The following is a 25,154-nucleotide window of genomic DNA, read 5'->3' as shown; positions in this document are numbered from 1 at the left end:
GGAAAACCCTTGAAACCGGACGATTTTCAACGCCAGATCCGAGGAACGGACAGTCCCGCGACGCCTGTCGTGTTGCCGATCCCCAGCGGTTGGGTGTAGCCGCGAGCCGCATCGGGGGCCAATTCGGTCGCCCGCAGTCCTGATTGCAAGGACGAGCGATTGTCGTCTCGGGTAACGAAACTGCTGCTCGTCGGGGTGGCGCCGCTCGTGCCGAGCGGTTGAACGGGGGCCGACGTATCGAGCGGCCGCAATCGGGCGGCGATCTCGGGAGCGACGTTGCTGGCGAGAGTTCTCGCCGCCGGGGGGGCTACTCGCCCGACGGGTTCAAAGTCGACTTGTTCCTCTCTGGCGATCCGCGTCAAACGCTGTGGCACGTCGACGGTCTGCGTGACGGCTTCCCATTGCACCTGGGTTTTCGTTTCGGCGATGACCTCGTCTCGCGATTGCCAGCGGGTTTCGGGAACGTGGTGGTAGGCGACGGTGGGTTGCCGGAACGGATTCCAACGGCCTTCGACACGAGGCACCCACCGGAATTCGGTCACGGGAGTGTACGTGCGGCGAGTCGTTGGTCGCGTTTCGACGACGGTTTTGGGTTTGTAAACGGTTTCCTGTCGTTGTGCGATTTTGGTCTCCACGACCGGACGCTCGATGGTCCGGACGACTTTGCGATAAACGATTCCTGTCGATGGATCGGTGTAATATCCAGGCGTATCTTCGCCCTGCAAAAGAGTAGGGGAACCAACCATGATCGTCGAACCAGCGATCAGGGTAAGCATGTGCTTGCGAAAACGTGCGACATGTCGCATGACAATCCCTCGTCGTGCGTGAGGAGCACTCGCCGCCGAGAGAGGCTAGGCGAGTGATCTAAAAGAGAAGACAATGCTAATCTTGATCGGACATCGGTACCCGAACGCATTAAAACCAAAACCCATCGCGGATAGAAACGCATGATGATTACCCCGGATATTTTACCTATCCTACGCTGTCCGTTTGGGGGTGACTCACTGGTTCTGGCGGAACCGGAACTGGTCGAGCGGGTCAACGAGGCGATTTCCGCGGGTGCCGCTCGAGATCAATTGGGCACGCGAGTTGAGACGCCGATCGATGCCGGAATGGTTAACTCCGCGAAGGATCGGCTGTACCCGGTTCGAGAGAATATCGCGACGTTGATCGCGGATAGCGCGATCCAAATCAAGGATTTGCGTTAAGCCGGATTCGCTGAATCGATTGCCTCCATGCATTTATTTGCTCCATCAATAACTCGTTCTTCTTTATTACTTCGGATTCTAGTTTCTTAACGCGTCGATTTTATGAAAGCAGCATTCCTGACAGCCACCGGTGCGCCGGAGGCGATTCAATATGGCGACGTACCTGACCCTCAGATCGATGGTGATCAGGTTCTGATTCGGACACACACGATGTCGGTGAATCCGATTGACACCTACGTCCGTTCGGGAGTGGTGGCGATGGATCTGCCATGGCCGTATTTCCCTGGTTGCGATGCCGCGGGCGTGGTTGAGGCGATCGGTGCGAACGTGAAGCGGTTTGCAGTCGGTGACCGGGTTTGGACGACCAATCAAGGTCTGCTGGGCCGGCAGGGAACGTTTGCCGAAAAGATTGCGGTCGACGAAAAATGGGTATTCGGTTTGCCTGACGCGGTTTCGTTTGAAGATGCCGCGGCCTGTGCGTTGGTCGGCATCACGGCACACTTAGGGTTGTTTCGCGAAGCTCAGTTGCAACCCGGCGAGACTGTGTTGGTGATCGGCGGCAGCGGTGGCGTCGGTTCGATGGTGGTTCAGATGGCCGCGGCATCGGGGGCTCGCGTGATTGCGACGGCGGGCAGTGACGAGAAAGCCGAGAAGGTACGGGGCTTTGGCGCCGAAGAAGTCATCCTTTACAAGACGCAGTCGATCGCCGAGCAAGTCCGTCAGTTTAGCGAGCGGGGCGTCAACGTCGTTTGGGAAACCCGCCGTGAGCCTGACTTTGCGACCGCGGTCGACGTCATGGCGGAGCGTGGGCGGATGGTGTTGATGGCAGGCCGTGACGCGCAGCCGCCGTTTCCCGTTGGACCGTTCTACGTCAAAGAGTGTTCTCTGCACGGCTTCGTTATGTTCAAGGCGACTCCGTTTGAAATGCGAGCGGCCGCGGAAGAGCTTTCGCGAATGATGGCGACGGGAAAAGTCAAAGCGAACATCGGCGCGAGTTTCACGCTCGCCGAAGCAGCCCAAGCTCACGCACTCCAAGAGTCGGCCACGTTGGGGCAGAGCGATCGGTTGTGCGGCAAAATCATTGTTACGAGTAATCCAGAATCATGACTTCCTCTCAATCTGACAACGCACCTCAATCTGGCGACGCATCCCAATCGGGTGACGCATCCCAGTCCGATGATGCATTGATGCCCAACTTCGACGCGGGAGTCCTCTGCGACGCCAGTGAGGATCGGTTGCTGCCCGCGATCGCTCAGGACGCCCGTTCGGGGCGTGTATTGATGTTGGCGTGGATGAATCTCGAAGCGTGGACGGAGACGATGCAAACCGGGCGCGCGGTTTATTTCAGTCGCTCGCGGGGCAAGTTATGGCGCAAGGGTGAGACGAGCGGCCATCAACAGATCGTACGCAGTGTCCAAGTCGATTGTGATGCCGACACAATTCTTTTGCACGTCGACCAGACCGGTGCTGCGTGTCATGAGGGTTACGCAAGTTGTTTCTTTCGTAACGTCGATTCGGACGGCAGCGTCGATGTCCGAGAGCCTCGGCTCGTCGATCCCGCCGACGTGTACGGTTAAACGCGGTCAGCCCACGTGTCCGAGTCGTTAGGGCAATTATTCTGCCTAATCGTTTCAACCGATTTCTCGCTAACGGCAAACCTTCTCAACGTTCTGATTTCGGCTCAAGAACCATTGACCCTGCAGGGGCTGAGACGTTCACTTGCACCGGAACACGCTCGCCTCGTGGATTGAACGGTCATGGATTCAATGACTGTCATGAATTCAATGACATACGGTTCGACGGCGATCGAGTGGTTCCGATTTGCTCGTCTCGTTTTTTGACGCTAACCGCTGGAATGGCCAATGCCTGCCCGCCTGATCCGAACCAACCCTGCTCGAACGCATTCCGCCCGCAAACATCCTGCGCGTCGGGTTCTGTTCGCAATGATCGCGACTGCCGCGGTCACTGCTGCGCCATCGGCGTCAGCATGCTGCCTGACGGATTGGTTGTACGGTCGACAACCGGCATACGCGCTCGCGCCGCCGGTTCCGGTCTCGACCATCCCGATCACACCTGGAACACCGACGGTCTCGCCTTACGCGGCCGGATACACGCCCTACACGGCCGGTTACACACCGATCGTCACGGCCGCCCCGAATACGACTTCGTTGCCGCTGGCCGGTACGAGCATCTACGCTCCGTCGTCGCCTTACGCGGTTCAGCGACCTGCCTACGGCGCTGTGCCTTTGGACAACCCGTCGGTCTACACCGGTCAGCCGGTGATCTCGGGTTATCGTGGCGCCGCGACAGCGGGAAACTCGTTTTACGGCACCGGAAACGTTTACCCAAATAACTATGCTTCCGCGTCGCCGTCGGTGGTCAATCAACCTGTGACGTCCTATCGGGCCGACATGGGATCGACGGTTGCGTTGCCGATCGAGCGAACGTATCCGACGCCGATCCGCAGCGGTTTGGCTCGGTTCTTTAATTCCTTTCTCGGAACCGGATATCGCACGTCTTACTACACCGCCCCGATCACTTACTATCGTCCCGCGACGACAGTGGATCCGGTAACGGGAACGACCGTCACGGTTCAGCAACCGTGCACGTCGACGGTACAACAACTTCAACGCACGCCGTATGCCACGTTGCAACCGGCACCGTACGCCGGTGCGGCACCGATAACGGGTTCGTCGTGTGGCGTTGATCCCGTGAGCGGTATCGATCCGTGCAGCGCCCAATCCTATGGCCCGAGCGGATCGCTCTACGGTGCGTCGCCGATCCCGAGCACGTTACCACCTAGCAACCTGTCGCCCAGCACTCTGTCACCGGGCATGACGTCGCCGGGAAGCGTGGGACCGATCGGCGGTAGCGGTGATTTGCAGCCGGTATCGCCTCCGACGTTGCCTTCGACGTCAACCTATTCGGGGCGTCCGAGTTACTCGATGGAGCCGAGCTATTCGGAGCCGTCGTCGAGCTATCCGAGCACGAACCTGCAGCCGCTGACGGGCAGTTCGCCGAGTTACCAACCGTCGTTCGAGTCAGAAGACAGCGAACCGTTCCCGGCTCCGTCTCTGCAATCGGCTCGTCCCGCTTCACCGGATGCTTATTCGGACTCGAAGTCAGCCGACGACGCGTATCGTCAAGGTTACGAAGCCGGTCGTGCGGCATTGCAGAAAGAGGCCGAGGCGAAGCGTGATTCGGTTTACACTCCTTATGGTGCGAATCAAGAATCGTACAACGATTCGAATGGCTATGGGAATTCGAACAACTACGATCAATCCGACGCCGACCAGGGTGCCGATGAATCGACGCCGGAGTCGTACAACCAGCTCATGCCACCGGCCAACACTCGGCCCTCAACCGAGGAGACTAACCAACGGAGTCGTTGGGAGATTGAACGCGATCAACAGGACCTGCGCGAATTGACAACCGGTGTGCAACGGCCGAACGTTGATCGCCGGTATGCGACCGGATCGGGAACTTCGGCACCGCGTGTGCGACCAATCCCTGCACCGGAGGATTATCGCAATCCGTTCGATACGACTGAACGGTTGAAAGCACCTGATCTGTTGCCCGCGTTGCCGCCACCGACGACGCAGTTCAATCAGGGCGTGGATCGTTCGTCGGGTTACTCCGGCACGCAGCGGTTGAGCGTTCCGGTCCGGGAAGCATCCGTGCAGGGACCGCAAGATCGTGTGCCGACTCGATCGTACACCGAACGCCGCCAACCGGTTTCGACCCAGCGGCCCGCCGCACCGACCGGATCGGCAAACGATTGGCAGTCGAAGGTTCGCAGCCAATCGCAGGAATCGGGTTGGTACGTCAAGGACCGATAAACCGCTAGCCGCCCCTTGAACGCTCCGTCTGGGAATTCTCGACGGACGCGATCGGGGACGTGATTAGGTATGGAATTCTAAGTCTGCAGGTCTCTTTCATCCTGCAGCACGCACCGCTTGAGCCGAGACACGTGAGTGTTTGCGTTTGCTCTCGGGATCGGGAGCCGCCTGGGGCAGCGTTCCGGCAATTTGGTGGCCGCTCTGGTAAGAGCCTCTGGCGCTGCGGCAATCTTCGTTTCTGGAGCAGATTTTGGATCCGGGGCAATCTTCGTGCTGCGATGTTCGCCGCTGGAGTTCAACGGGTCAGCCAGCCGAATTGCGGACTCGAGATTGATTTGCTGGGTGAGTCTCTCGGTGGGGTTTTGTGGACGATTGGGACGATTCTGACGCCGTGCGACCGGTGTAATTAAAATGACTCGCCCCCCAGACACTGGTGTAAACTGCCTATCTTACGAGGGGCTCGCCGCTCGCGTCTGATGATCTGCATCCATTGACTTTTCCGACGAAACACAACATGCCTGCTGAAAACTCCTCACGCCGTGGTCTACTCAAGCGTTGGATCGAACGGTCTCGATCGGTCTCTGTCACGGCAACGGAAACGCGGAAACACAAGCGACGTCGGTTGTTCGAATCGCTTGAGAATCGGCAACTCCTGGCCACCGATGTCTTTGCGACTGCGGGTGGCGAGACGTTGGATGTGGTCATGGACGGGGCGGAAATCGTGGTCTCGGGAAGTGTCGGCGGTGAACTTCTGCGTCAGGACGCGGCGGCAATTGACTCGTTGCGAGTGGTCGGATCGGACAGTGACGACACATTGCGTGTGGATTACAGCGGCGGTTTCATCGGCACGCCGATCGTGTTTGAGGGCGGCGGACAATCGACGAGCGGGAGCGACTCCATCGAGTTGATCGGTGGCGATATTGACGGTGCGGCGGCCGAATCGATTCATCACACGTTCGTCAACGAGAACGACGGATCGATCGCGATCGAGGCGGCCGGCCAAACGGCAACGATCGACTACACCGGTTTGGAACCTGTTATCGATAACCTCAACGCGGTCAATCGCGTTTTCACTTTCACTGGCGGCGATGAGACGATTGCGTTGTCCGATGGTGGTGCCGCCGGCGACAACGTGAACCTGATCGACTCGACGTTAGGCGAGAGCGTTCTGTTTGTCAGTCCCACGAATTCGTTGACCGTGAATGCGGGCACCGGAGCCGACATCATCAACGTTAGTACGCTCGACTCGCTGTATGCAGCGTCGCTGATCATTGATGGTGGTGACTCCGATGACGACGTTTTGACGACCACGGATGTCGATCTGATCAATACGCCTGGACGGGGTTTGACACTCAGCGAACTGGAAACGGTTCTCATCAACGGCGGGATGATCTCGGGCAACTCGGCGACCATCGGTGGCGGTTTGCTGATCAACAACTCATCCGAGACCACAACGACAGCGACGCTCGACGGCGTGACGATTCAAAACAACACGGCGAGTGGTGGCGCGGCGCCGACCGACGGGGGCGGTGGCGTTTACAACGACGGTGCAAATCTCACTGTCCGCGGTGGCACTCGGATTGAGGGGAACACGGCGACCGTTGGGGCTGGCAGTGGAGGCGGCGTGTTCAACGCGGGGACGCTGACGGTGACGGATTCGTTCATCAATAACAACCTCGCGAATCGTGCGGGCGGCGGCGTGGAAACGGTCGCCGGAACGGTCGTCACGTTCACCGACGTGGAGATCAATGGTAACAACGCGGGCGTGTTGCCCGCCGTGGGGGCTCCCGGGAACGGTGGCGGTTTGCACGTGACCGGTGACGGGAATGTCGCGATTGTCCGCGGAACGGTTTCAGATAACGTGTCGGCGAGTGAAGGGGGCGGTTTGTGGAACGGGGCCGGCACGATGACGGTCACTGGTACCACGATTCAAAGGAATACCGCGAGCGGTGATGCGGCGGACAATGGTGGCGGTGGGATTTTTAACGACTCGGGCATGCTCGACATTGATGACGCCACCATCGAAGGCAACCAGGCCGATGGGGTTCAGGGCAGCGGTGGCGGACTTTTTTCATTGGCGGGAACCGTCACGGTTGATAATACAACGGTCGAGAACAATTCGGCCAACCGAGCGGGCGGTGGGATCGAAATCGTCGCGGGCACGATGACGTTGACGAGTGTTGATTTGCTCGACAACGATGTCGACGGCGGCGGCACCACGGCCACGACTCCGAGTCCCGGCAACGGCGGTGGCTTGCATGTCACAGGCCTCGCGGGCGTGACGTTTAGCGGCGGGTTGGTGCAAGGCAATCTTGCCCGAGAAGAGGGCGGTGGGCTGTGGAACAGCGATGCGGGAACCATGATCGTGAATGCAACCTCGATCAATGCAAACATCGCTCGGTCGGCAAACAATGCCGGGAACGATCAGGGTGGCGGCGGCCTGTTCAACAACGGCGGTGTGCTGACGATCGAGAACAACGCGGCCATCACCAACAACGAGGCGATCGACAACAACGGCAACGGTGGCGGTGTGATGACCGTGGGCGGGACGCTGGTGATTGATGACACGGTGATTGAAAGCAACGAGGCCGCACGCGCCGGCGGTGGTGTCGAGAATAACAACGGTACCGCAACGTTGACCAACGTCACCGTCGGTGGAGCCGCCGTTTTGGATGGCAACATCGCGGGTATTAATGGTGGTGGGCTGCACGCCAGTGGTGCGGGCGGTGTCACGACCGTCAACGGTGGCGTGATTCAAAATAACGTCGCGGCCCAAGAAGGCGGTGGGCTTTGGTTGGGCGACGGCAGCCTGACGATCAACAACACGTTGATCACCGAAAACACGGCGAACTCGGGCAACAACGCCGGCGACGATCAAGGCGGCGGCGGTGTGTTCAACATCGATGGTACGTTGGACATCAACAACGCAGCCATCACGAATAACCTTGCCACCGCGAACAACGGCAACGGTGGCGGAGTCATGACTGTCGGTGGAACCGTGACAATTGACGACAGTTCGATTCAAGGCAACCGAGCCGGTCGGGCGGGCGGTGGAATTGAGAACAACAACGGCAACGTCACGATCACCAACGAGACGGTGGGTGGTCCCGCGGTCGCGTCGGGGAATTTCGCTGAGGTCAACGGCGGCGGGCTCCACGCCTCTGGTGCGGCGAGCGTCACGACCGTTAACGGCGGTTTGTTCCAAAACAATGTCGCGAACCAGGAAGGCGGCGGTTTGTGGAATGGTGCGGGGCAACTGAATATCAACGGCACGACGATCACGCAGAACACGGCCAACTCTGGCGTTAACGCGGGTAACGATCAAGGCGGCGGCGGTGTGTTCAACATCGGCGGAACGCTCGACATTGATAACGCAACGATCGCAGAAAACATCGCGACTGCGGGCAACGGTAACGGCGGCGGGGTGATGACCGTGGGCGGGATCGTGATGATTGATGACACGACGATCCAGGCGAATGACGCGGCCCGTGCCGGCGGCGGCATCGAAAACAATGCGGGCAACGTCACACTGACGGGTGTCACGGTTGGGGGCCCGCTCGCGAGTGACGGTAACACCGCGGGAGTTAACGGCGGCGGGCTCCATGCCAGCGGAGCGAGCACCACGGTTGTTGATGGCGGAACTTTTCAAAATAACGCCGCCGATGAAGAGGGCGGCGGTTTGTGGAACGGTAGCGGCGTGATGACGATCCGCAACGGCGCCACCATCACGGAGAACACAGCCAGGTCGGGCAACAACGTCGGCAACGATCAGGGCGGTGGTGGAGTGTTCAATATCGGCGGAACGTTGGATGTTGATGAGGCGACCATTACCGAAAACGTGGCTGTTGCCGGTGATGGTAACGGCGGCGGTGTGATGACAGTCGGCGGTACCGTCACGATTGATGATTCCTTTATCGGTTCCAATGCGAGCGGTCGCGATGGCGGTGGATTGCACGCGAGCGGAGCCAGCGATGTGACGGTCACCGGTGGCACGTTCCGGCTGAACATGGCACATGAAGAAGGCGGTGGGCTTTGGAATGGTGCCGGGACGTTGCGAATCAACGGCACGACGGTAACCGAGAACACCGCGAACTCAGGTGACAACGCGGGCAACGACCAGGGCGGTGGCGGTGTCTTCAATGATGGCGGCACGCTCGATATCGATGACGCGACGATCACCAGTAACCTCGCTACGGCGAACAACGGAAACGGCGGCGGTGTGATGACCGTCGGTGGGAACGTGACCATCGACGGCGGTGTGATCGCGAACAACGACGCGGCCCGTGCGGGCGGCGGGATCGAGAACAACGCGGGGATGGTGACGGTTACCAGCGTTGATGTCGGCGGACCGACCGCGAGCGATGGCAACACGGCGGGTATCAACGGCGGCGGGCTTCACGCCAGCGGCACGAGCACGACGACGGTGAACGGTGGTTCCTTTCAGAGCAACATCGCGGCCGAAGAGGGCGGCGGGTTGTGGAACGGTGATGGGACGATGAACGTCACGGGGACCTTGATCGATTCCAACGAAGCGATGGGGGCGGGAGCACGGCAGGGCGGAGGGGGTGCGTTCAATGAGTCGGGGACACTTCGGCTCGATGGCGTTACGCTGACCAACAACGTCGCCAATACGGGATTGGCGTCGGGTGGCGGAGCGTTTAACAACTCCGGCGAAATGCATGTTTTGAACTCCGTCATCGATGGCAATGATAAGTGTGGTTTGTCGTATTTCAATCCCGAAGGTTCGATCGTCGATAACGCGTTCGGTACCAACGTCGGCGGGAACCTCTGCCCGTTGTTGGGGACGGACGGAAACGACACGATCCTGGTAACCAACGATACCATTGAAATCAATGCCAACACCTTGTTCTACGACGATGACACGCTTGGCTCGATCACGATTCTCGCGTTGTTGGGTAACGATGTCTTTAATATTCAGTCGACCGACGCGGACAATTCGATCTTTGCAAATGGCGGAGGCGACACCGACAGGTTCAATGTTTCATCGGACGCCGATGCGAATTCCGGAACGCTCGATGGCATTCTCGGTGACGTCTATGTGATCGGTGAATCGCACGCCGATCTACCCACCGCGTCGGCGAGCGTCACGGCACGCCGAGCACCACCGAGTTATTCAGTGAGCGTGTCGGCGAGCACCGTCGAGGGGGATGTGTTGGTCATCAGTGACGACGCGAGTCTTGCCGACAATCGTTACGTGTTGAGTTCGACGACGTTTCAACGCACCGCCGCAATGGCGACCGGCGTTGTCAATTATCAAACGGTCGAGACGGTCGAAATCGAAACCGGACAGGCCAACGACACTCTTAGCGTTTTGTCCACTGTCGATGACAACCAAGTCACAATTGACACTAACGCTGGTAACGATGCCGTCACGATCGAGACGACCGGCGACGACAGTATCCTGCGTTTGAATACGGAGCAGGGGCAGGATACCGTCACGATTCAAACGACGGGTGACCGAAGCGTGGTGTTGGTGGATACGGCCGATGGGGAAGATGCCATTTCGATCGTCGATCGGGGTGCGGCGTCGGGGATCGAGGTTGAGTCCGGTTCCGACGATGACATGATCACATTGGGAGACGCGACCGCACTGACGCCGGTTCAAACCGACGCGACTGCGGTGGTGAATGTTGACGGTGGTTCGGGAGCGGACGAGTTTATTGTCAATGAAGTGTTCTTCGAAACCGTTGTCGAACTCGGGGGTGGCGCCGATAATGACACGTTCAACCTCAACGCCGATGGAGCCGACGCGGCGGGCTACCTGGGCCGAATCAATGATGATCCGATCAATGTAGCCGGCCAAGACGAACAGGCTCGCACACGAGAGTTGTTGATCGATGGTGGTGGTAACGCAGCCGATACACGTGACTTTACCGAAGGCGTGTTGATCGACGCGGCGAAGCAAGCCTTTGATACGCAGGTCACGGGGCAGGGCGTCGGCGACGTGATCAATGTCAACGCGGATTCTTCGGTTGTGTCGTTGGATCTCCGCTACGTCATTACGGGAGCGGGAACCGGAGTCTTGGCGACAACGACGCCTGCAGCGGATCAAGCGTCTCGCGAAACAACGGGCAACGAGGTTGTCGATTCGGTCAGCGTCGAGACGATTCAGATTAACACCGGAACGGCCGAAGACACGCTGACGATCAGTAGTCTGATTGCGTACGGGATCGCAGGCAGCGACCAAGCGATCCGTTGGAACGGTGGCGGTGTCGCCAACGATGGCGTGATCGACCGACTCGAGATTGTCGGAACCGACAATGATGATCGCATCACGGTCGGATATCGATCCGGTGACGCGACGCTCGAACCGATTGAAACGGACAACGTTGAGTTCGTCCGGATTGATGGACTCGCCGGCGATGATCAAATCTCGGTGCGGCACGATGCCAAGAGCGTGATTAACGGTGGCGAAGGTGCGGACGACCTTCTCGGAGGCGTCGCCGAAGATGCTCTCGCCGGTGGGCCGGACGTGGATCGATTGTTCGGACGTGGCGGCAACGATGTGCTGTTCTCGGATCGCAACTTTGGATCAGACGAGAATTTCGACGAGGACGGTGAGTTCCTCGACGGGGGCGACCAATCGAATTTGAACCCGGGCGACATCTGCGTTCAACGAGGAGTCGACGAGGTGCGAAGCTGCGAGGTCCTCGTTGATGGCGGTGCCGTCAAGGATGTTCTGACATGGCTGCGGGCGGTGATCGTTGCGGACGTCACGATTTCGTTCGATGGTGACAACGAACAACTCGCGCAGTTCGGTCCGATCAAGGATCCCGGAGTGCCGCTGCTCGAGACGACCGAGCACAGTTCTTTGTCGCCCACGGGGGCGGCGCCTGTTACGGGTGGTGGGACAGCAGGTGGCGGGATCGGTGGTGGTGAACCCGCGACGCCGCAGCGTGGTGAAGGCGAAGTCGTCTATGACGTTAACCGTGATGGGTATGTCACGGCGCTCGATGCGTTGCGGATCATTAACCGGATGAACGCGATTGACGCTTCCGGCGAGTCGTCAGGCGTCACGGGATCGGAATCGGGCACGCTTCAGGACGAAGATGTCAACGCCGACGGGATGATTTCGGCACTCGATGCCCTGATGGTGATCAACTTGCTCAACGCGAGCGAAGCGGAAGGCGAGCCTGTCGTTTCGTCGTGGTCGTCGGCCGTGGATGACGTTTTTGACAACGTCGGTCTGTCAGACGACGACGAGGTGCTGGGGCTTGCGGATGGTTCGAATCTGTTTTGATAACGCGATGCAGATTCAAGGTCGCCTAAGTGTGTAGAACGGTTGTCCCAACCGTTCATTGAGTGCGTGGGTAGGGTTTTGGCGGCGAGTTTGTGTTGGGTGGATGTTGGTGGACGAACAATTGGGGCAATTGTTCTACAGAGTGTTCTACAGGCTCTGCGTTGATGAGTTTGAAAACGAAAGAAGCCGCCCGGATGAGATCAAACGGGCGGCTTCGGCGTGTTGTCGTTTTCGACCAATGAGTTGGCCGATGACGTTGTGTTTTAGATTTCGCGGGCGAACGTTGGGTTCCACTGAACGCGGTGTCCGATTTGGCGGAAGCTAGCGTTGGTGGACGGACGAGTGTTCCATCGCGTTTGCTTGTCATCGAGTTCTGGGGTCTCGATAGGCTGCCCATCGCGTGGGTCTGGCAACGTTTGGAGGTTGTCGCTGTCGTCAAACATCTCGTCGAGTTGTTTGGCGTCGTCGCTCGAGTCCCGTTCAGGGGCACCAAACTCAACGCCACCCATGCGAGACTGAGGTTCGAAATCGTCTGATTGAGCGGGCCCTTCGAGAACCGATTCGCCATCGTCCGTGGCAGGCCGATTGCTGCGAACCGAATCGCTGGGTTGAGTGACGATCGACGACGAACTGGGGTATTCCGTCGACGGGTACGAAGTGCTCGGGATCGGCGAGGATTCGATGATCGGCGAGAGCGACGAGTAACCGCTGCGGATCGCAGGGCTGAACGGGTCGACGTACGACAGCGGTAGACGCTGCACGATTTGACGCGGAACCATTCGCTGCACCGTGTACGGTTCGTACTTCGGTACCGTGACAGGACGCATCACTTTGCGGCGAACTTCTTCCTGTTCGTAGTAGTTGATCGTGACCGGCTCGCGACGCGTTTCGTAGACCATGCGGGTCGATTGTACGGGCACTTTGCGGACGCGTTCTTCGGCGACCCATCGTTTGTGTTCTACGGGAACTTTCCGAGTCAGTGTTTCCGTGACTGGCCGTTGAACCGTGTAGGGGATCTTGCGAACGGTGGTTTCGGGGACCATCCGGGTACGTTGAACCGGGACGTTCTGTGTGACGACCTCGGATTGCATTCGCTGCACTTGGACCGGCACGTTCTGGGTGACGACTTCCGATTGCATGCGAGTCACCTGGACCGGACGTTGGACCTGGTGAGTTTCAGGGACGTACGAGGTCTGAGCGATCTGTTGGTTGACGTAGTTCGGGCGGTAAACCATTTGGGTTTGCGCGACCGGTGGGGTCACCGTTTGGGCGATCGCGGGCGCACCACGGCGATAGGCGAGGATGCCGAGCGGGCCGGGGCGGTAGTAGGCGTTCGGGTTCCAAACCAACGAATTCTGAACCGCACCCGGGGTGATTGTCGTTTGAGGCACGTATCCACCGGCGTCAACGGTTTGTTGTCGCATGGTGGTGACCGGACGGTACGAGGTCACCGTTTGCGATTGGTACTGAGTCTCAGTGACGGGACGCTGAACCATGTACTGTTGCTGATACATTTGGGTTTCGGTGACCGGTCGCTGCACCGTGTACTGCTGTTGGTACATTTGCGTTTCGGTCACGGGACGGTAGGTGGTGACCTTTTCTTCCCGTTCGGCGGTTTCGTTGACGTACCGAGTTTGGGTCACGGTTTCATCGCGATAGGACGTTTCCGTCACGGGGCGATAGATCGTGTAGCGTTCTTCCCGGTAGCTGGTTTCGGTGACCGGTTTGGCGACCTTGTAGGTGCGTTCTTCGGTTCGCGTTTTCAGAACGGGTCGGTAGCTCGTGACTTCCTCTTCGACCATTTGGGTTTCGTAGGTGACGCGCATCCGCTCGACGAGCTCGGGCTGCATCACTGTTTCGCACTCGAGGCGGTACTCGGGCTGGAAGCAGCACGCGTCTTGGGCCGAGCTGATCGGTGCGCCCGCGATACCGATGGAAGCGGCGAGGGCAGCGAGTGAGGATTTGGCGAAGATTGAATCGAGCAAATTGGTTTGCGAGATATTCATGACAGTCAATTTCATGGTGTTCCTTGTTGAACCATCGTGGACCGTAACAATCGGACTGGCAGGTCAATCTTTTCCCCGGCACGCGGCTCCAATGCCGCGCGTACGATTATTAGCCTCGAGCGAACCGGAGGGAAATCCCATGGTCTGCAATTGTGGGGCCAGCGACCGTGCGTTTCGAAGGAAAAAACTGAGCCGCGAACGAAAATGTCCACGCTGTACAAGCCTAGGCAAGACTTGAGACAATTGTGGAAAAAACCTTCGAAAATCACGACTTTTGCACGCCCCATGATGGGACATTTTCGCCAAATCGCCTTGCCTGCAGACTCAACGCCACAGACGTTGCATTTTCGCAACACGCCCTGATTTACCAGGCCGTTGCAGACTGCCGCCGGTGTATGGGGCTTCACGAGGGTGGGTGGTCGGGTTGTGGCGATCTCGGGCTCGGTTGAACTGCACTTTTAGAATAACCGGACTGCTTTGGAGAAGCTCGCGCGAACCTGATCTGTCTTGCAATCGTCTTGACCCTTGACGATAATGTCGTCACCGGGTCGCGATACGCGTCGCGACAAAACTTCCGCACGTAGCCTTGTCCGTTCTGGTTGGCACCTGGATGAGGGCCACGTCAAACAATGTTTTCTAAAGGAGGTGATCAAGTGGATTATTGCTGTACTAGCCAACGGGGTGGAAACCCTTGACGAAAGTCGGCGGGCTGACGCTTGGGTCGGCCACCCCACTCGCGATCACACTCACTTTTTGAGCTTGTCTCAGTAATTGAGAACAACGCGAGCTTTGCCCACTTGCTGAGATGGTTACCTTGGTCTCAGTAAGTGGGTTTTTTCATGCGCGGTCGGGTCCGCGTTGTTTCAATCGACAGGGAAATTCATGCGACTTCATGCGACGGGCTAATTCATTGGATGGGCTGTCCTGCGGGGGCGGTTCCCGTCGGCGTCATCTTGCCGGTCATCCTCGCGTGAAAGAGTCCCGGCACGCGGCGGTTTGAGGGGCGTGTTTGTCAGGGAAGTGGCGTGTATGTCAGGAATGTCAGCCACGATGACGATCAGGTGTCGCTCTGATACTCTTTTTGGCGAACTCTCCGAGCGTTTTGCAGACCCCGCGATCGATTCCGACGTGTGCCGATTGTGAGTTTGGGTTTGCCTTCGTGAATTTTCGCCCTCAAACCTGCCCAGCCCATACCTATGCTTTTTGCCGTCGCACAACTTCTCGGGGGTTCTTTGCTGCTGCTCTTCGGAGGCGAGTGGGTCGTGCGTGGCGCATCGCGGTTGGCAATTCTGGCAAAGCTCAGTCCGCTATTTGTCGGATTGACGGTCGTGTCGCTCGGAACGAGTGCACCCGAAATGGCCGTGAGTGTTGCGACGGCGATGCAGGGCAAGGCCGATATCACGATCGGCAACGTCGTGGGCAGCAATCTATTCAACATGCTGATGATCGTCGGCGTCAGTGCGATGGTGTCCGCGTTGACGGTGGATCGGCAAATCACCTCGTTTGATGTTCCCGCGATGGTCGGGGCGTGTGTCGCAATGTGGGTTGTTGGATTCAACGGCAACATCAGCCGTTTCGACGGGATCGTGCTTTTGGTCGCGATGGTCGTGTACTTTGCGATCTCCTATCGATTGGGCAGGGGACACGGTACGGAGGAGATTGAAGAGTTTGTCGATGGTGTGGCGGGCGAACCTCTCGAGACACCGACATTGACTAGTAAAGTCGGCGCGGTCCTGTTGCAGCTCGTGGTTCTTGCCATCGGCATCGGCGCGTTGATTCTCGGTTGTGATTGGTTCGTCGATGGTTCGGTGACGTTCGCTCGGCGTTTCGGATTGTCCGAAGCGGTGATCGGTTTGACGATTGTATCCGTGGGCACGTCGTTGCCCGAACTCGTTACGTCCGTCGCAGCGACGCTCAAAGGCGAACGAGGTATCGCGATCGGAAATGCGGTGGGCAGCACAATTCTCAATGTTTTGGCGGTGCTCGGTGTTTCGGCATGCGTGTCACCGGTCGGCATCAACGTGTTGCAATCGATCGAACATGTTGACATCCCGATCATGATCGGTGCGGCGATATTGAGTTGGGTGTTCTTGAGAACCCAACGAACGGTGACGCGGATTGAGGGCAGCATGATGGTGTTGTTGTATTTCGGCTACGTCGCCTACCTGTTGATCTCTAGCGGGGCGTTGTTGGGTGAGGCACCCATGAATGGTGCGCTGTGATGGATGATCACGCTCGCCTGTCTCTATCGCAACGTGAGTCTCTGGCGCAACGTGATGATGACCGGCGGAGCCAGCCGCTGCGGTATTCCCGACGTGAATTAATTGAGATGGTATTCGGGGCGGCCGCGTTGTCGGGGGTGATGGCCAGCGGAGTCGGGTGCGATCAGCTCGATCGAATGTTCTCGGGGGCCCTTCCGCCCAACGGTGATCTGTTATCGCCCAACTATCAACTCGGCCATCGTTTACGTGACGCTCCTGCCGCGTCCGCTGCTGAGGCACCGAATGTCGACGAACCGTCTGAATCGCATCGGTGTGTGATCGTCGGGGCGGGTGTCGCGGGTTTGGCCGCGGCCCGGCATTTGTTGCAAAGCGGCATCGATGACTTTGTTGTGTTGGAATTGGAGTCGGTCCCAGGCGGAACGTCTCGCAGCGGTAAGTGGGATGGCGGGCGTTTTCCGTGGGGAGCCCATTACTTGCCCGTGCCCATGCCAGACAACAAACCCTTGGTTGAGTTTCTGATTGAGTGCGGCGTGTTGGAACCATCGGGCGAAAATTCCTTTGTCGCGGCGGAACGCTATCTATGCCGTGATCCGGAAGAACGCGTTTTCGCCGATGGACAGTGGCACGAAGGTTTGTTTCCTTTTGCCGTCGCAACACAAAAGGACCGCGACCAGTTAGAGCGTTTTCGGGCCGAGGTGACACGGATGGCGGTCCAGCGCGGCGAGGATGGGCGGCGGTGGTTTGCGATTCCTTGCAGTGAAAGCTCCGCCGATGCGAGTGTTCGCGAACTGGATCGGATCTCGATGGCCCAGTGGATGCGTCGAAACCAATTCGATTCCCCGTTGCTGATTTGGCTAGTCGATTACGCCTGCCGAGACGACTACGGTTTGCGGGCGGATCAAACCAGTGCGTGGGCCGGGCTGTTTTACTTCTCGGCGCGGGTCGCTGACGAGCACGGTGAGTCACAGCCCGTGATGACATGGCCCGAGGGGAACGGGTTTCTTGTCGATCGTCTGTGCGAACCTCTCGGCGATCGTTTGCGACTCGGCACAGCAGTCATGAGGGTTTCGCGAATCGATCCGGACTCGCGAGACTCGTCGTTGAGGCTGGATGTCGTGGACGCGTCGTCGAACATCGCATCGACGATTCACGCCGAGCACGTGATCGTTGCGGTGCCGCAGTTCATTGCGTCGCGAATGTTGTCATCGCAATTGGCGGACGAGCGAGGTGCCGCTACCAAACACGCCGGGCTTCAATCCCCTTCTGCTGAATCCCCGCTTGCCGAATCAGCGACACCCGAAATCGATCGAAAGGCTTTCTCGTACAGTTCCTGGTTGGTGGCAAACGTTCATTTGAGCGACCGACCGGCTGAACGGTCATTCCCAATGAGTTGGGATAATGTGACGTTAGCGTCAGGATCGCTCGGCTATGTGAACTCGACGCATCAAACCGGTCGGGATCATGGACCGACCGTGTTAACGTGGTACCAGGCGTTGCCGGACGATTTGCCGGCGGAACGTCGCATGAAACTGATTCAGCTCACATGGGCGGAAGCCGCCGAGACGGTGCTCAGTGATCTGGAACTCGCTCATCCCGATATCAGGGCCTTGGTCACGCGACTCGACGTGATGATATGGGGACACGCCATGCCGCAACCTCGCGTCGGTATGCTCTTTCATCCCGCGCGGCAAACGGCCGCCGAGCCGATCGGCAACGTGCACTTTGCCTGCACGGATCTCAGCGGGATGGCGTTGTTCGAGGAGGCGTTCGCACACGGACGCCGCGCCGCGTCGGAGATCAACGACGGCGAGCTGGACGCATCGCCGAGAGTCTGACTTTGAAAAAGTCGGCATCGCCCAGTGGGCGGGACGATTGACCGTTCAACGCGTTGCCCATTTCCTCGCAAGCCGACTCCATGCGGCTCGATCGTAAATCGCGTTTTTCCAAAAGATTCACGTGCGAATTTCGGCACCGCGTTAATTGGTGACACGAACGTGATCCTGGTAATTTGGGCGAACTCCGGGGTATTGGAAAGGAGTTCGCGGGGATCCGAGTCGACTTGAGCGGGCGTCCCGGGCATGCCGACGCAGAAGGGTAATGTTTCTTCGCGATTGTGCGGTCGGTTCTCGGCGGAAGGTCTGTGGTCGGTTCGCGTTGAGGCATCGACGGAAGGTGCGGAGGTTTGCAGCGGCGTCTGGAGTGCGGGGGTGCGAAACAGCTTCAGGACCGCTCGTTTTTAGCGGCGTGCGGAACGAAGTTGTGGCGTGACGCGGTGCCTCTAAATCGTGCCCGTTGGGTCACTTGCTGTGCTGAGAAGTCACAACCGACGATATCTCTGTGCACTTCGGCAGAGTCGCTCATGAGTGGTCGGGTGAGAGCCGAGAATCATCACGGACGCAGTCTGCTGCGATCCGGACATCAAAAAAGATTGGGAGATTTCAAGGATGAGACGCCGATTTCGGAACGAACGCAGGCGATGGCTGAGGTCTGTATTAACGGTTCCGTTCTACGGAGCATTGTTGGGATGGAGTGTTGTTTGTGGTGGCGGCATGAAAGCCGACGCACAGGAAGGTGAACTTCGCTCGACGTTTCAATCCGGCGAATCTCTTGTCGTGTTACCGGCCTCGGCGTCGACCAAGCCGGTCGCTCGTAGCAGTGCTGCGAAGATGACAATTCTTACCGACGAAATCACGTCGCAATTGCGTCAGCGGAAACTCGATCAGAGTCTGTTGCAGTTTCAAAACTACACCGGCTATCAGCTCAACCTTTCCACGGGCACCCGCCACGTCAACGAGGTCACCGGCAATTGTCGACTCTCGTGGTACGACGCTTTAATGCGGAACCCGTTGACGACGCCAGCGGAATCGGAAGGTTTCACGCGATATCTGTTTGAGTCGTTGAAGAATGAAAACGGTGGGCTCGATCGAACCATGGCGATGGCACGTTCGAAGATGGACGTACCGTTGAAGACGAAGGCGGGGATTCCGTTCGATCGTGAATCGGATGACCCGTTGGCGTTCGTCAACGCGGTACTCGAACGTGTGCAGCAAAGTCACTCTGAATCATTGGCGCCCTTAACGCCTGCCGAATTGAGTCAACTCAACCGAGAGCTGTATCCGCTGCTGGTTTCGCAAAACGATGTCGGTTACACGTTGGCCAACCGTGGCCGCGGTCGCAAAATCTGCGACATGTTAGAGAAAATGGATCGTGGTGCGATTCATGACGCCGCCGAAGTGATGATGCCGCTCAGCGACAAAGACTTCCTCGAGCGATTGAAACGAATACCTGATGACACTCGTGTTCGGGTGGAGGGCGTTTCCGGCACGGTAGTCAAACGAATCGATACGCCGTCGGGCAGTATCGTGATCGGTGGACGTGGGCCGAACACGTATGACCTCGATGCGATGTCGGATGTGAACGTGGTCATCGATCTCGGTGGGAACGACGTTTATCGTGAAGGCACCGTTTCGTTGGACCGGCCGGTCTTGATTACGCTCGACCTCGACGGCAACGATTCATATGTCGGGTCAAAACCGGGGATTCAAGGTGCCGCGATTCTCGGCATCTCGATGCTGGTCGACTTGGCCGGGAACGACCGCTATCAAGCGAAAGACATGGCCCAGGCGTCTTGTTTGGGCGGTGCCGGGATTCTGGTCGACCACTCCGGAGACGACCGATACTCCGGATTCCGCCGGGTTCAGGGGCAGGCGTTCGCGGGAATCGGGTTGTTGCTCGATCGGGACGGCAACGACCAATATCATGGGGCCATGTGGACGCAGGGCATGGGCTGCACGCTCGGTTTCGGGATGCTCGCCGACATGGACGGCCGCGATCATTACTACACCGGCGGTCATTTCATCTGTTCCTATGCCGATGACGAAGACAACCCGACCCCTGGTTACGAAGGTTGGGGGCAAGGTGTCGGTGCGGGATTGAGGTCCGTGGCCAGCGGCGGGATCGGGGTGATGCTCGATGGCGGCGGCGATGATATCTATGAGTTCGACTATCTGTCGCACGGCGGTGGTTACTGGCTCGGCCTCGGGTTCGCACGCGACTTCGGTGGCAACGATCAACGCGTGGGTGCGACCGTGAAGAGTTTCTCAGGCGGACGTCGCGGAGAACCTTCGTTCCAACGATTCGGGATGGGCTTCGGCTGCCATTACGCCGCTGGATTCTGTTTCGATGACGAGGGCAATGACACGTACAACGGAACGATCATGGGACTCGGTCACGCGTGGGACGCCTCGATCGGACTGCTCAGTGATTTTTCGGGCGATGATCAATATCGATCAAACGGCAAGACCACCCAAGGTAACGGATCGCAGGCGGGCCTCGGGATTCTGTTCGACTATGACGGAGACGACCGCTATCGCAATCACAGCCAAGGCTATGCGTCGAGTTCGATCAGTTATCACGAGATGCCCCATTGCGGCGGCAACTTTAGCTTCCTGATCGATCACGGTGGAACGGATGGCTATGGAAGTCGGGTGAGAAACAACAGCATCTCGCGCCGTGGCAGTAACGGAGGATTCCTGATCGATCGTTTCAGCCCTGAGGTCAAAGCGAAACCGCAAACGACCTCGAATACGAACACTCGGCGTCGCACCGCGACAACAAACACGACCCAACGCAATTCCTCACGACGCTAGCGATCAAGTACAGAACAATGTTATTGAGAAAGGACTCTTTGATCATGCAACGCCGGTGGACCGTCATCTTGTTACCGCGACTGTTAGTATGCCTACTAGGTTTCATCCTGGTGGTTGAAACGGCATCGGCCAGCCCTCGTGGTGGCTTCTTTGGGGCGATCCTCGGGGAAGGCGACGAGGAAGATAAACCGAAGCCGCCCGTTCCGCCAATCGGAAAAACGATCCGGCCACTCGTCGTGCTGCGTCCTCTACCACGCCCCGTCGCACCTCCGGCGGTCCCCGTGTTCGTCGAGAGCGAAGTCGTTGGAGACGAGGCGGTCGATGATGAGACTGTTGAGGATGACTTGGTCGATGAAGTCGACGTGATGTCCGAGATGGAAATCAGCTCGGCCGTCGAGTTGAATGAGCCGACGGAAATCAATTCGGCCAACGATTCCGGCGAAGTTGCGTTGTCGGCAATCGTAGACGAAGTCAGCGCTTCACCGGCGAAAGACAAGGCGGATGATTCGTTGGAGATTGACCGTTTGGACGGGGGCGTTGCGTTCAACGCGCCGATGACCAATTCGGAATCAATCGAGAATGTCGACGATGCTGTCGATGCCGAACCCGTTGCGGACGATGCGATGGATGCTGAAGAAGCGATGGGTGCGGAAGATGAGTCTGCCGTGGAGATGGATCTCGACGGTGCGTCGCTGGATGAGTTAGTGGAAGAGCTCTACGAAGATGCAATCGATACCACTGCAATCGAATCTGCAGATGATGACTCTTCTGAAGACGACTCTGCGGAAGATGTCTCACTGAGCGAAGAAGCCGAGACTGAGGAAGCGGAACTCGCAGAGCCGACCGCGGATGAACTTTCGTTGGCCGACCAAGTGCCGCGTGAATCATCGACCGATGCGGATGCTGACGAACTCGCCGAAGCCGTCTCGGTACCCGTCGTCGAATGGACGCCCGAGATGCTCTCGCTGCGAAAGGCGATCCGCGCGACGTTCAATCTTTACAAACAACCTCTCAGCACTCAGGTCATGCCACCCACGGCAGTGATGCACGCGTGTGTCGCGTTTGGCAGTGAGACAGAATTGGTGATCAACACACGGACTCGCCAACGCGTCAACGCGGTTGGTGCGTTGTGTTGGAATTACCCATGTGCAGGTAAACGGCTGCTGGTCGCGACGGAGCACAACGTGATGCCCCGTATCGGGCATGGGTATCAAACCAAACGCGGCGAATTGTTATCGACGTTCGCGATGTCTGCGATCAGCACCAAGAACGAAATCCGCATTGGCGAATCCAGTGGCACGGTGGGGGACCTCGTGCGATGGGAGCAAGCGAGCGTGCAGTCCGGAGTCGATTTGTCGCTCACCCTCTTCGGACTGAGCACGTATCTCGACGCCGACACCACTTGGACCAACGCAGCCGGGGAAACTTGGTCACTCGACCGAATCGCCGGCGAGGAACTCAGCCGCAAGGTGTCCGTCACCGAAGCCGACTCCATCGATCGATTGATGGGATTGACGCGGTACGTTGTTTGGGCACGCAAACATGATGTTCCTCGAACGGGGCGGCATCTCCAAGTGGAACGCTACATCGCCCGTTTTCACGAGCACGCGTTGAAGTTGCAAGGACGCGATGGATCGTGGGGACCGCTTTACCTGGGCTACTCCGGATCGACCGATCCTGCGGCGCTTGCAAGGCAACTCGTTGTGCCTGCTCGGCAAGAGTCTCTCTACAGCACCGGGAGCATCTTGTTATGGCTGACGATGTCGTTGACCCCCGAGCAATTGCAGTCACCCGAAATCGTGCGTGCAGTGATTCATGTCAACAACGGACTAGCCAGCGACCGGAGACGCGAAAAGTTGACGACGCTGAGTCCGCATGAATTGGCGATGTCAATGCGTTCACTCCGCGCCATCGCGGAGTACGATCGACGTGTTTTCGTAGCCGCGGAAAAACAACCGCTCGCCATGCGATAGATAATCAGCGTCATGCTTGAAAAGGGGACGTACACGCTACTTCGGTTTCGTGCGCGTCCCCTTTTTCGTTGGAATCGAACTTTTTGCAAATTGTCTCTTGGGGTTTTTCCAAAGTGAATCGCAGAATGTCGTCTGTCACCTTTTGGGCAACGACGCTTTGCACCTGCGATTTCCGACGAGGACGGTGGAGCGGTGTTCGTGCGGCGCAGACCCAATCCGCGAGAGACGCTCTTTTGCAACGAGCCAACTTCGGTGCGGCTGACTTTCGTTACACCCACTATTAGACGTGTCACTGAGATTGCAGGCCGCGTTTTCGGCCTTCGCCGGATTTCGTCGGGACTATCACGCGCGTGTCCCTCGTCCTCGTCGGTGGTTCATGGACGCCAGAGAAAGCGAACGCCGGGGTTGGGCGTTCTGGACTCATTGCTCTTGGCATCGTCTCCCACAACTCCACGTCTCCCAGAACTCCACATCAGAAATAGCTCTGAGGAAAGACGTCGCTTCTGGTGCCTACGGGTAGTCTTGGTAGGGGCAGAGCGATGGTCGATGGCAGCCAATGTCGTGCGTCGCTACGCAAATTTAGTGGTAAATGTTCCGCCAAAAAAAGCAAGATTTGGTGATTTTGAAGATTGTTAACACTTGACTGTTAACGGTTCGAGGTCTAATTTGTACGTATTGAGCGGTCCTTGGGGGACTGCTGGGCACATTAACTCGTCCGTCTTTTTGATTTTTACAGAGGTTTGATAACATGAAACGTCCTATTCGCACCGGCTTTACCTTGGTAGAGCTGCTCGTGGTCATCGCCATCATTGGTGTGTTGGTCGGTTTGCTTCTGCCCGCAGTTCAGGCTGCTCGTGAAGCCGCTCGTCGAATGAGCTGCAGTAATAATTTCAAGCAAATTGGATTGGCAATTCACAACTACCACAGCGCCTACAACCAGCTCCCACGCCACGGCAGTGGGACCGATGACCATGCCGCCTACGGCACCGGTGGAGATTGGTGGAGTCAATCGCAAGACGCCACCATGGGCAAATTGTCCGCAATGGGTGGCCTTCTCCCGTTCATCGAGCAGCAAGCGATCTGGGAGCAACTGGCCAACCCCAGCATTCAAAACGCGGACGGCACCACCCGTCCAACGACCGATCCGTGGCCAGCGATGGGCCCGAGCCCGAACTATTGGGTCAACGCCGGCGGATATGTGCCATGGGTTACCGAAATCCCCGGTTTCCGCTGCCCAAGCGACCCAGGTAAAGGACTTCCAGCGGCTGGCCGAACGAACTACGCCGTCTGCTTCGGCGACTCAGGCAACTACATGTATCGTGGCTATCGCCCACTGCCTAACGGCCGGCACTTGGACAAGATGGACAACACCGAAGCGGACCAGATTCGGGGATCGGCTCGAGGCGTCTTCATCAACTTCCACACCACTCGCTTCCGTGACATCCTGGATGGTTTGTCGAACACCATCGCGATGGGTGAAATCGCAACTGACTTGGGTGACAAGGACAAACGGACCATTTCGCAAACTTCCTCGAAGTTCTGGGGTGGTCAAAACATCGGCAACCCTTCGATTTGCACTGACACCGCCGGTTTGATCGACTCAGAGCGTCCACAATTTTGGGCGTCGGGAACGACTGTCTCGACTTCGACAAACGGTCGTGGTTACCGCTGGTTTGACCAACTAACCCCTTACACCGTCATGAACACGATCCTGCCACCCAACCGTGAGTTGTGCGGCTTCTCGCATGACTTCTGGTTGACGGTTGCACCACCATCGAGCCGTCACCAAGGTGGGGTTCATGTCTTGATGTCCGACGGTGCGGTGAAGTTCATTACCGACTCCATCGAAGCCGGCGACTCACGAAGCCGAGCACCGGATAGCAACTACCGCCCTGGTGACAAGAGTTCTTACGGTTTGTGGGGGGCTCTGGGTAGTCGTGCTGCCAAGGAAACGATTGACCAAGAATTCTAGGCAAAACTCTCATCGGGTTAGCCG

Annotated in this window: 12 protein-coding genes; 10 read left to right on the top strand and 2 right to left on the bottom strand. The window is 58.0% G+C overall.

Annotation, left to right across the window (positions count from 1 at the left end; genetic code table 11):
* Positions 1-26: 26 nt before the first annotated feature.
* Positions 27-806, bottom strand: coding sequence for a hypothetical protein (locus FHS27_RS26805; RefSeq protein WP_184308842.1), 780 nt, complete (start codon positions 804-806; stop codon positions 27-29).
* Between the two features lie 141 nt (positions 807-947).
* Here FHS27_RS26805 and FHS27_RS26800 point away from each other — a divergent pair, with 141 nt between their 5' ends.
* From FHS27_RS26800 to FHS27_RS26780, 5 genes are all read left to right on the top strand, one after another.
* The gene (locus tag FHS27_RS26800; RefSeq protein ID WP_246421019.1) at positions 948-1,208 is read left to right on the top strand and encodes a Trm112 family protein; all 261 of its coding nucleotides are present in this window, start codon (positions 948-950) and stop codon (positions 1,206-1,208) included.
* Between the two features lie 102 nt (positions 1,209-1,310).
* Positions 1,311-2,315: an NADPH:quinone reductase gene (locus tag FHS27_RS26795; protein WP_184308840.1), complete on the top strand. Its 1,005-nt coding sequence runs from the start codon at positions 1,311-1,313 to the stop codon at positions 2,313-2,315.
* Between the two features lie 80 nt (positions 2,316-2,395).
* Positions 2,396-2,785: a phosphoribosyl-AMP cyclohydrolase gene (gene hisI / locus FHS27_RS26790; protein ID WP_184308870.1), complete on the top strand. Its 390-nt coding sequence runs from the start codon at positions 2,396-2,398 to the stop codon at positions 2,783-2,785.
* Positions 2,786-3,070: 285 nt separating this feature from the next.
* Entirely contained in the window at positions 3,071-5,047 is a 1,977-nt protein-coding gene (locus tag FHS27_RS26785; RefSeq protein WP_246421017.1) for a hypothetical protein, read from the top strand.
* Positions 5,048-5,561: 514 nt separating this feature from the next.
* Positions 5,562-12,308: a dockerin type I domain-containing protein gene (locus FHS27_RS26780; RefSeq protein WP_184308838.1), complete on the top strand. Its 6,747-nt coding sequence runs from the start codon at positions 5,562-5,564 to the stop codon at positions 12,306-12,308.
* A gap of 263 nt (positions 12,309-12,571) precedes the next feature.
* Here the strand turns inward: FHS27_RS26780 and FHS27_RS26775 are convergent, their stop codons facing one another.
* Entirely contained in the window at positions 12,572-14,329 is a 1,758-nt protein-coding gene (locus FHS27_RS26775; RefSeq protein ID WP_184308836.1) for a hypothetical protein, read from the bottom strand.
* A 1,181-nt stretch (positions 14,330-15,510) separates the two neighbouring features.
* Here FHS27_RS26775 and FHS27_RS26770 point away from each other — a divergent pair.
* The 5 genes from FHS27_RS26770 to FHS27_RS26750 all read left to right on the top strand — a co-directional run bounded on the left by FHS27_RS26770 (position 15,511) and on the right by FHS27_RS26750 (position 25,130).
* Entirely contained in the window at positions 15,511-16,536 is a 1,026-nt protein-coding gene (locus FHS27_RS26770) for a calcium/sodium antiporter (RefSeq protein ID WP_184308834.1), read from the top strand.
* Positions 16,536-18,371, top strand: a complete 1,836-nt coding sequence (locus FHS27_RS26765) for an FAD-dependent oxidoreductase (protein ID WP_184308832.1) — start codon at positions 16,536-16,538, stop codon at positions 18,369-18,371. Before FHS27_RS26770 ends, FHS27_RS26765 begins: the two co-directional genes overlap by 1 nt.
* 609 nt (positions 18,372-18,980) lie before the next feature.
* Positions 18,981-21,185 carry a hypothetical protein gene (locus FHS27_RS26760; RefSeq protein WP_246421016.1) on the top strand — a complete coding sequence of 735 codons (2,205 nt, stop codon included), beginning with the start codon at positions 18,981-18,983 and terminating at the stop codon, positions 21,183-21,185.
* Positions 21,186-21,229: 44 nt separating this feature from the next.
* Positions 21,230-23,158, top strand: a complete 1,929-nt coding sequence (locus FHS27_RS26755; protein ID WP_184308830.1) for a hypothetical protein — start codon at positions 21,230-21,232, stop codon at positions 23,156-23,158.
* A gap of 748 nt (positions 23,159-23,906) precedes the next feature.
* On the top strand, positions 23,907-25,130 hold the full coding sequence (locus FHS27_RS26750) for a DUF1559 domain-containing protein (RefSeq protein ID WP_184308828.1): 1,224 nt from the start codon (positions 23,907-23,909) through the stop codon (positions 25,128-25,130).
* The last annotated feature ends 24 nt before the right edge of the window (positions 25,131-25,154 follow it).

Origin of the sequence: Aporhodopirellula rubra (assembly GCF_014192335.1) — a bacterium.
Taxonomy (GTDB): Bacteria; Planctomycetota; Planctomycetia; order Pirellulales; family Pirellulaceae; genus Rhodopirellula; species Rhodopirellula rubra.
Note: the sequence above shows the minus strand (reverse complement) of the source record. Positions and strands in the feature narration are given on the sequence as shown.

Coding starts and splice junctions, on each gene's coding strand:
- FHS27_RS26805 (WP_184308842.1), bottom strand. CDS start 806: ATGCGACATGTCGCACGTTTTCGCAAGCACATGCTTACCCTGATCGCT.
- FHS27_RS26800 (WP_246421019.1), top strand. CDS start 948: ATGATGATTACCCCGGATATTTTACCTATCCTACGCTGTCCGTTTGGG.
- FHS27_RS26795 (WP_184308840.1), top strand. CDS start 1,311: ATGAAAGCAGCATTCCTGACAGCCACCGGTGCGCCGGAGGCGATTCAA.
- hisI (WP_184308870.1), top strand. CDS start 2,396: ATGCCCAACTTCGACGCGGGAGTCCTCTGCGACGCCAGTGAGGATCGG.
- FHS27_RS26785 (WP_246421017.1), top strand. CDS start 3,071: ATGCCTGCCCGCCTGATCCGAACCAACCCTGCTCGAACGCATTCCGCC.
- FHS27_RS26780 (WP_184308838.1), top strand. CDS start 5,562: ATGCCTGCTGAAAACTCCTCACGCCGTGGTCTACTCAAGCGTTGGATC.
- FHS27_RS26775 (WP_184308836.1), bottom strand. CDS start 14,329: ATGAAATTGACTGTCATGAATATCTCGCAAACCAATTTGCTCGATTCA.
- FHS27_RS26770 (WP_184308834.1), top strand. CDS start 15,511: ATGCTTTTTGCCGTCGCACAACTTCTCGGGGGTTCTTTGCTGCTGCTC.
- FHS27_RS26765 (WP_184308832.1), top strand. CDS start 16,536: ATGGATGATCACGCTCGCCTGTCTCTATCGCAACGTGAGTCTCTGGCG.
- FHS27_RS26760 (WP_246421016.1), top strand. CDS start 18,981: ATGAGACGCCGATTTCGGAACGAACGCAGGCGATGGCTGAGGTCTGTA.
- FHS27_RS26755 (WP_184308830.1), top strand. CDS start 21,230: ATGCAACGCCGGTGGACCGTCATCTTGTTACCGCGACTGTTAGTATGC.
- FHS27_RS26750 (WP_184308828.1), top strand. CDS start 23,907: ATGAAACGTCCTATTCGCACCGGCTTTACCTTGGTAGAGCTGCTCGTG.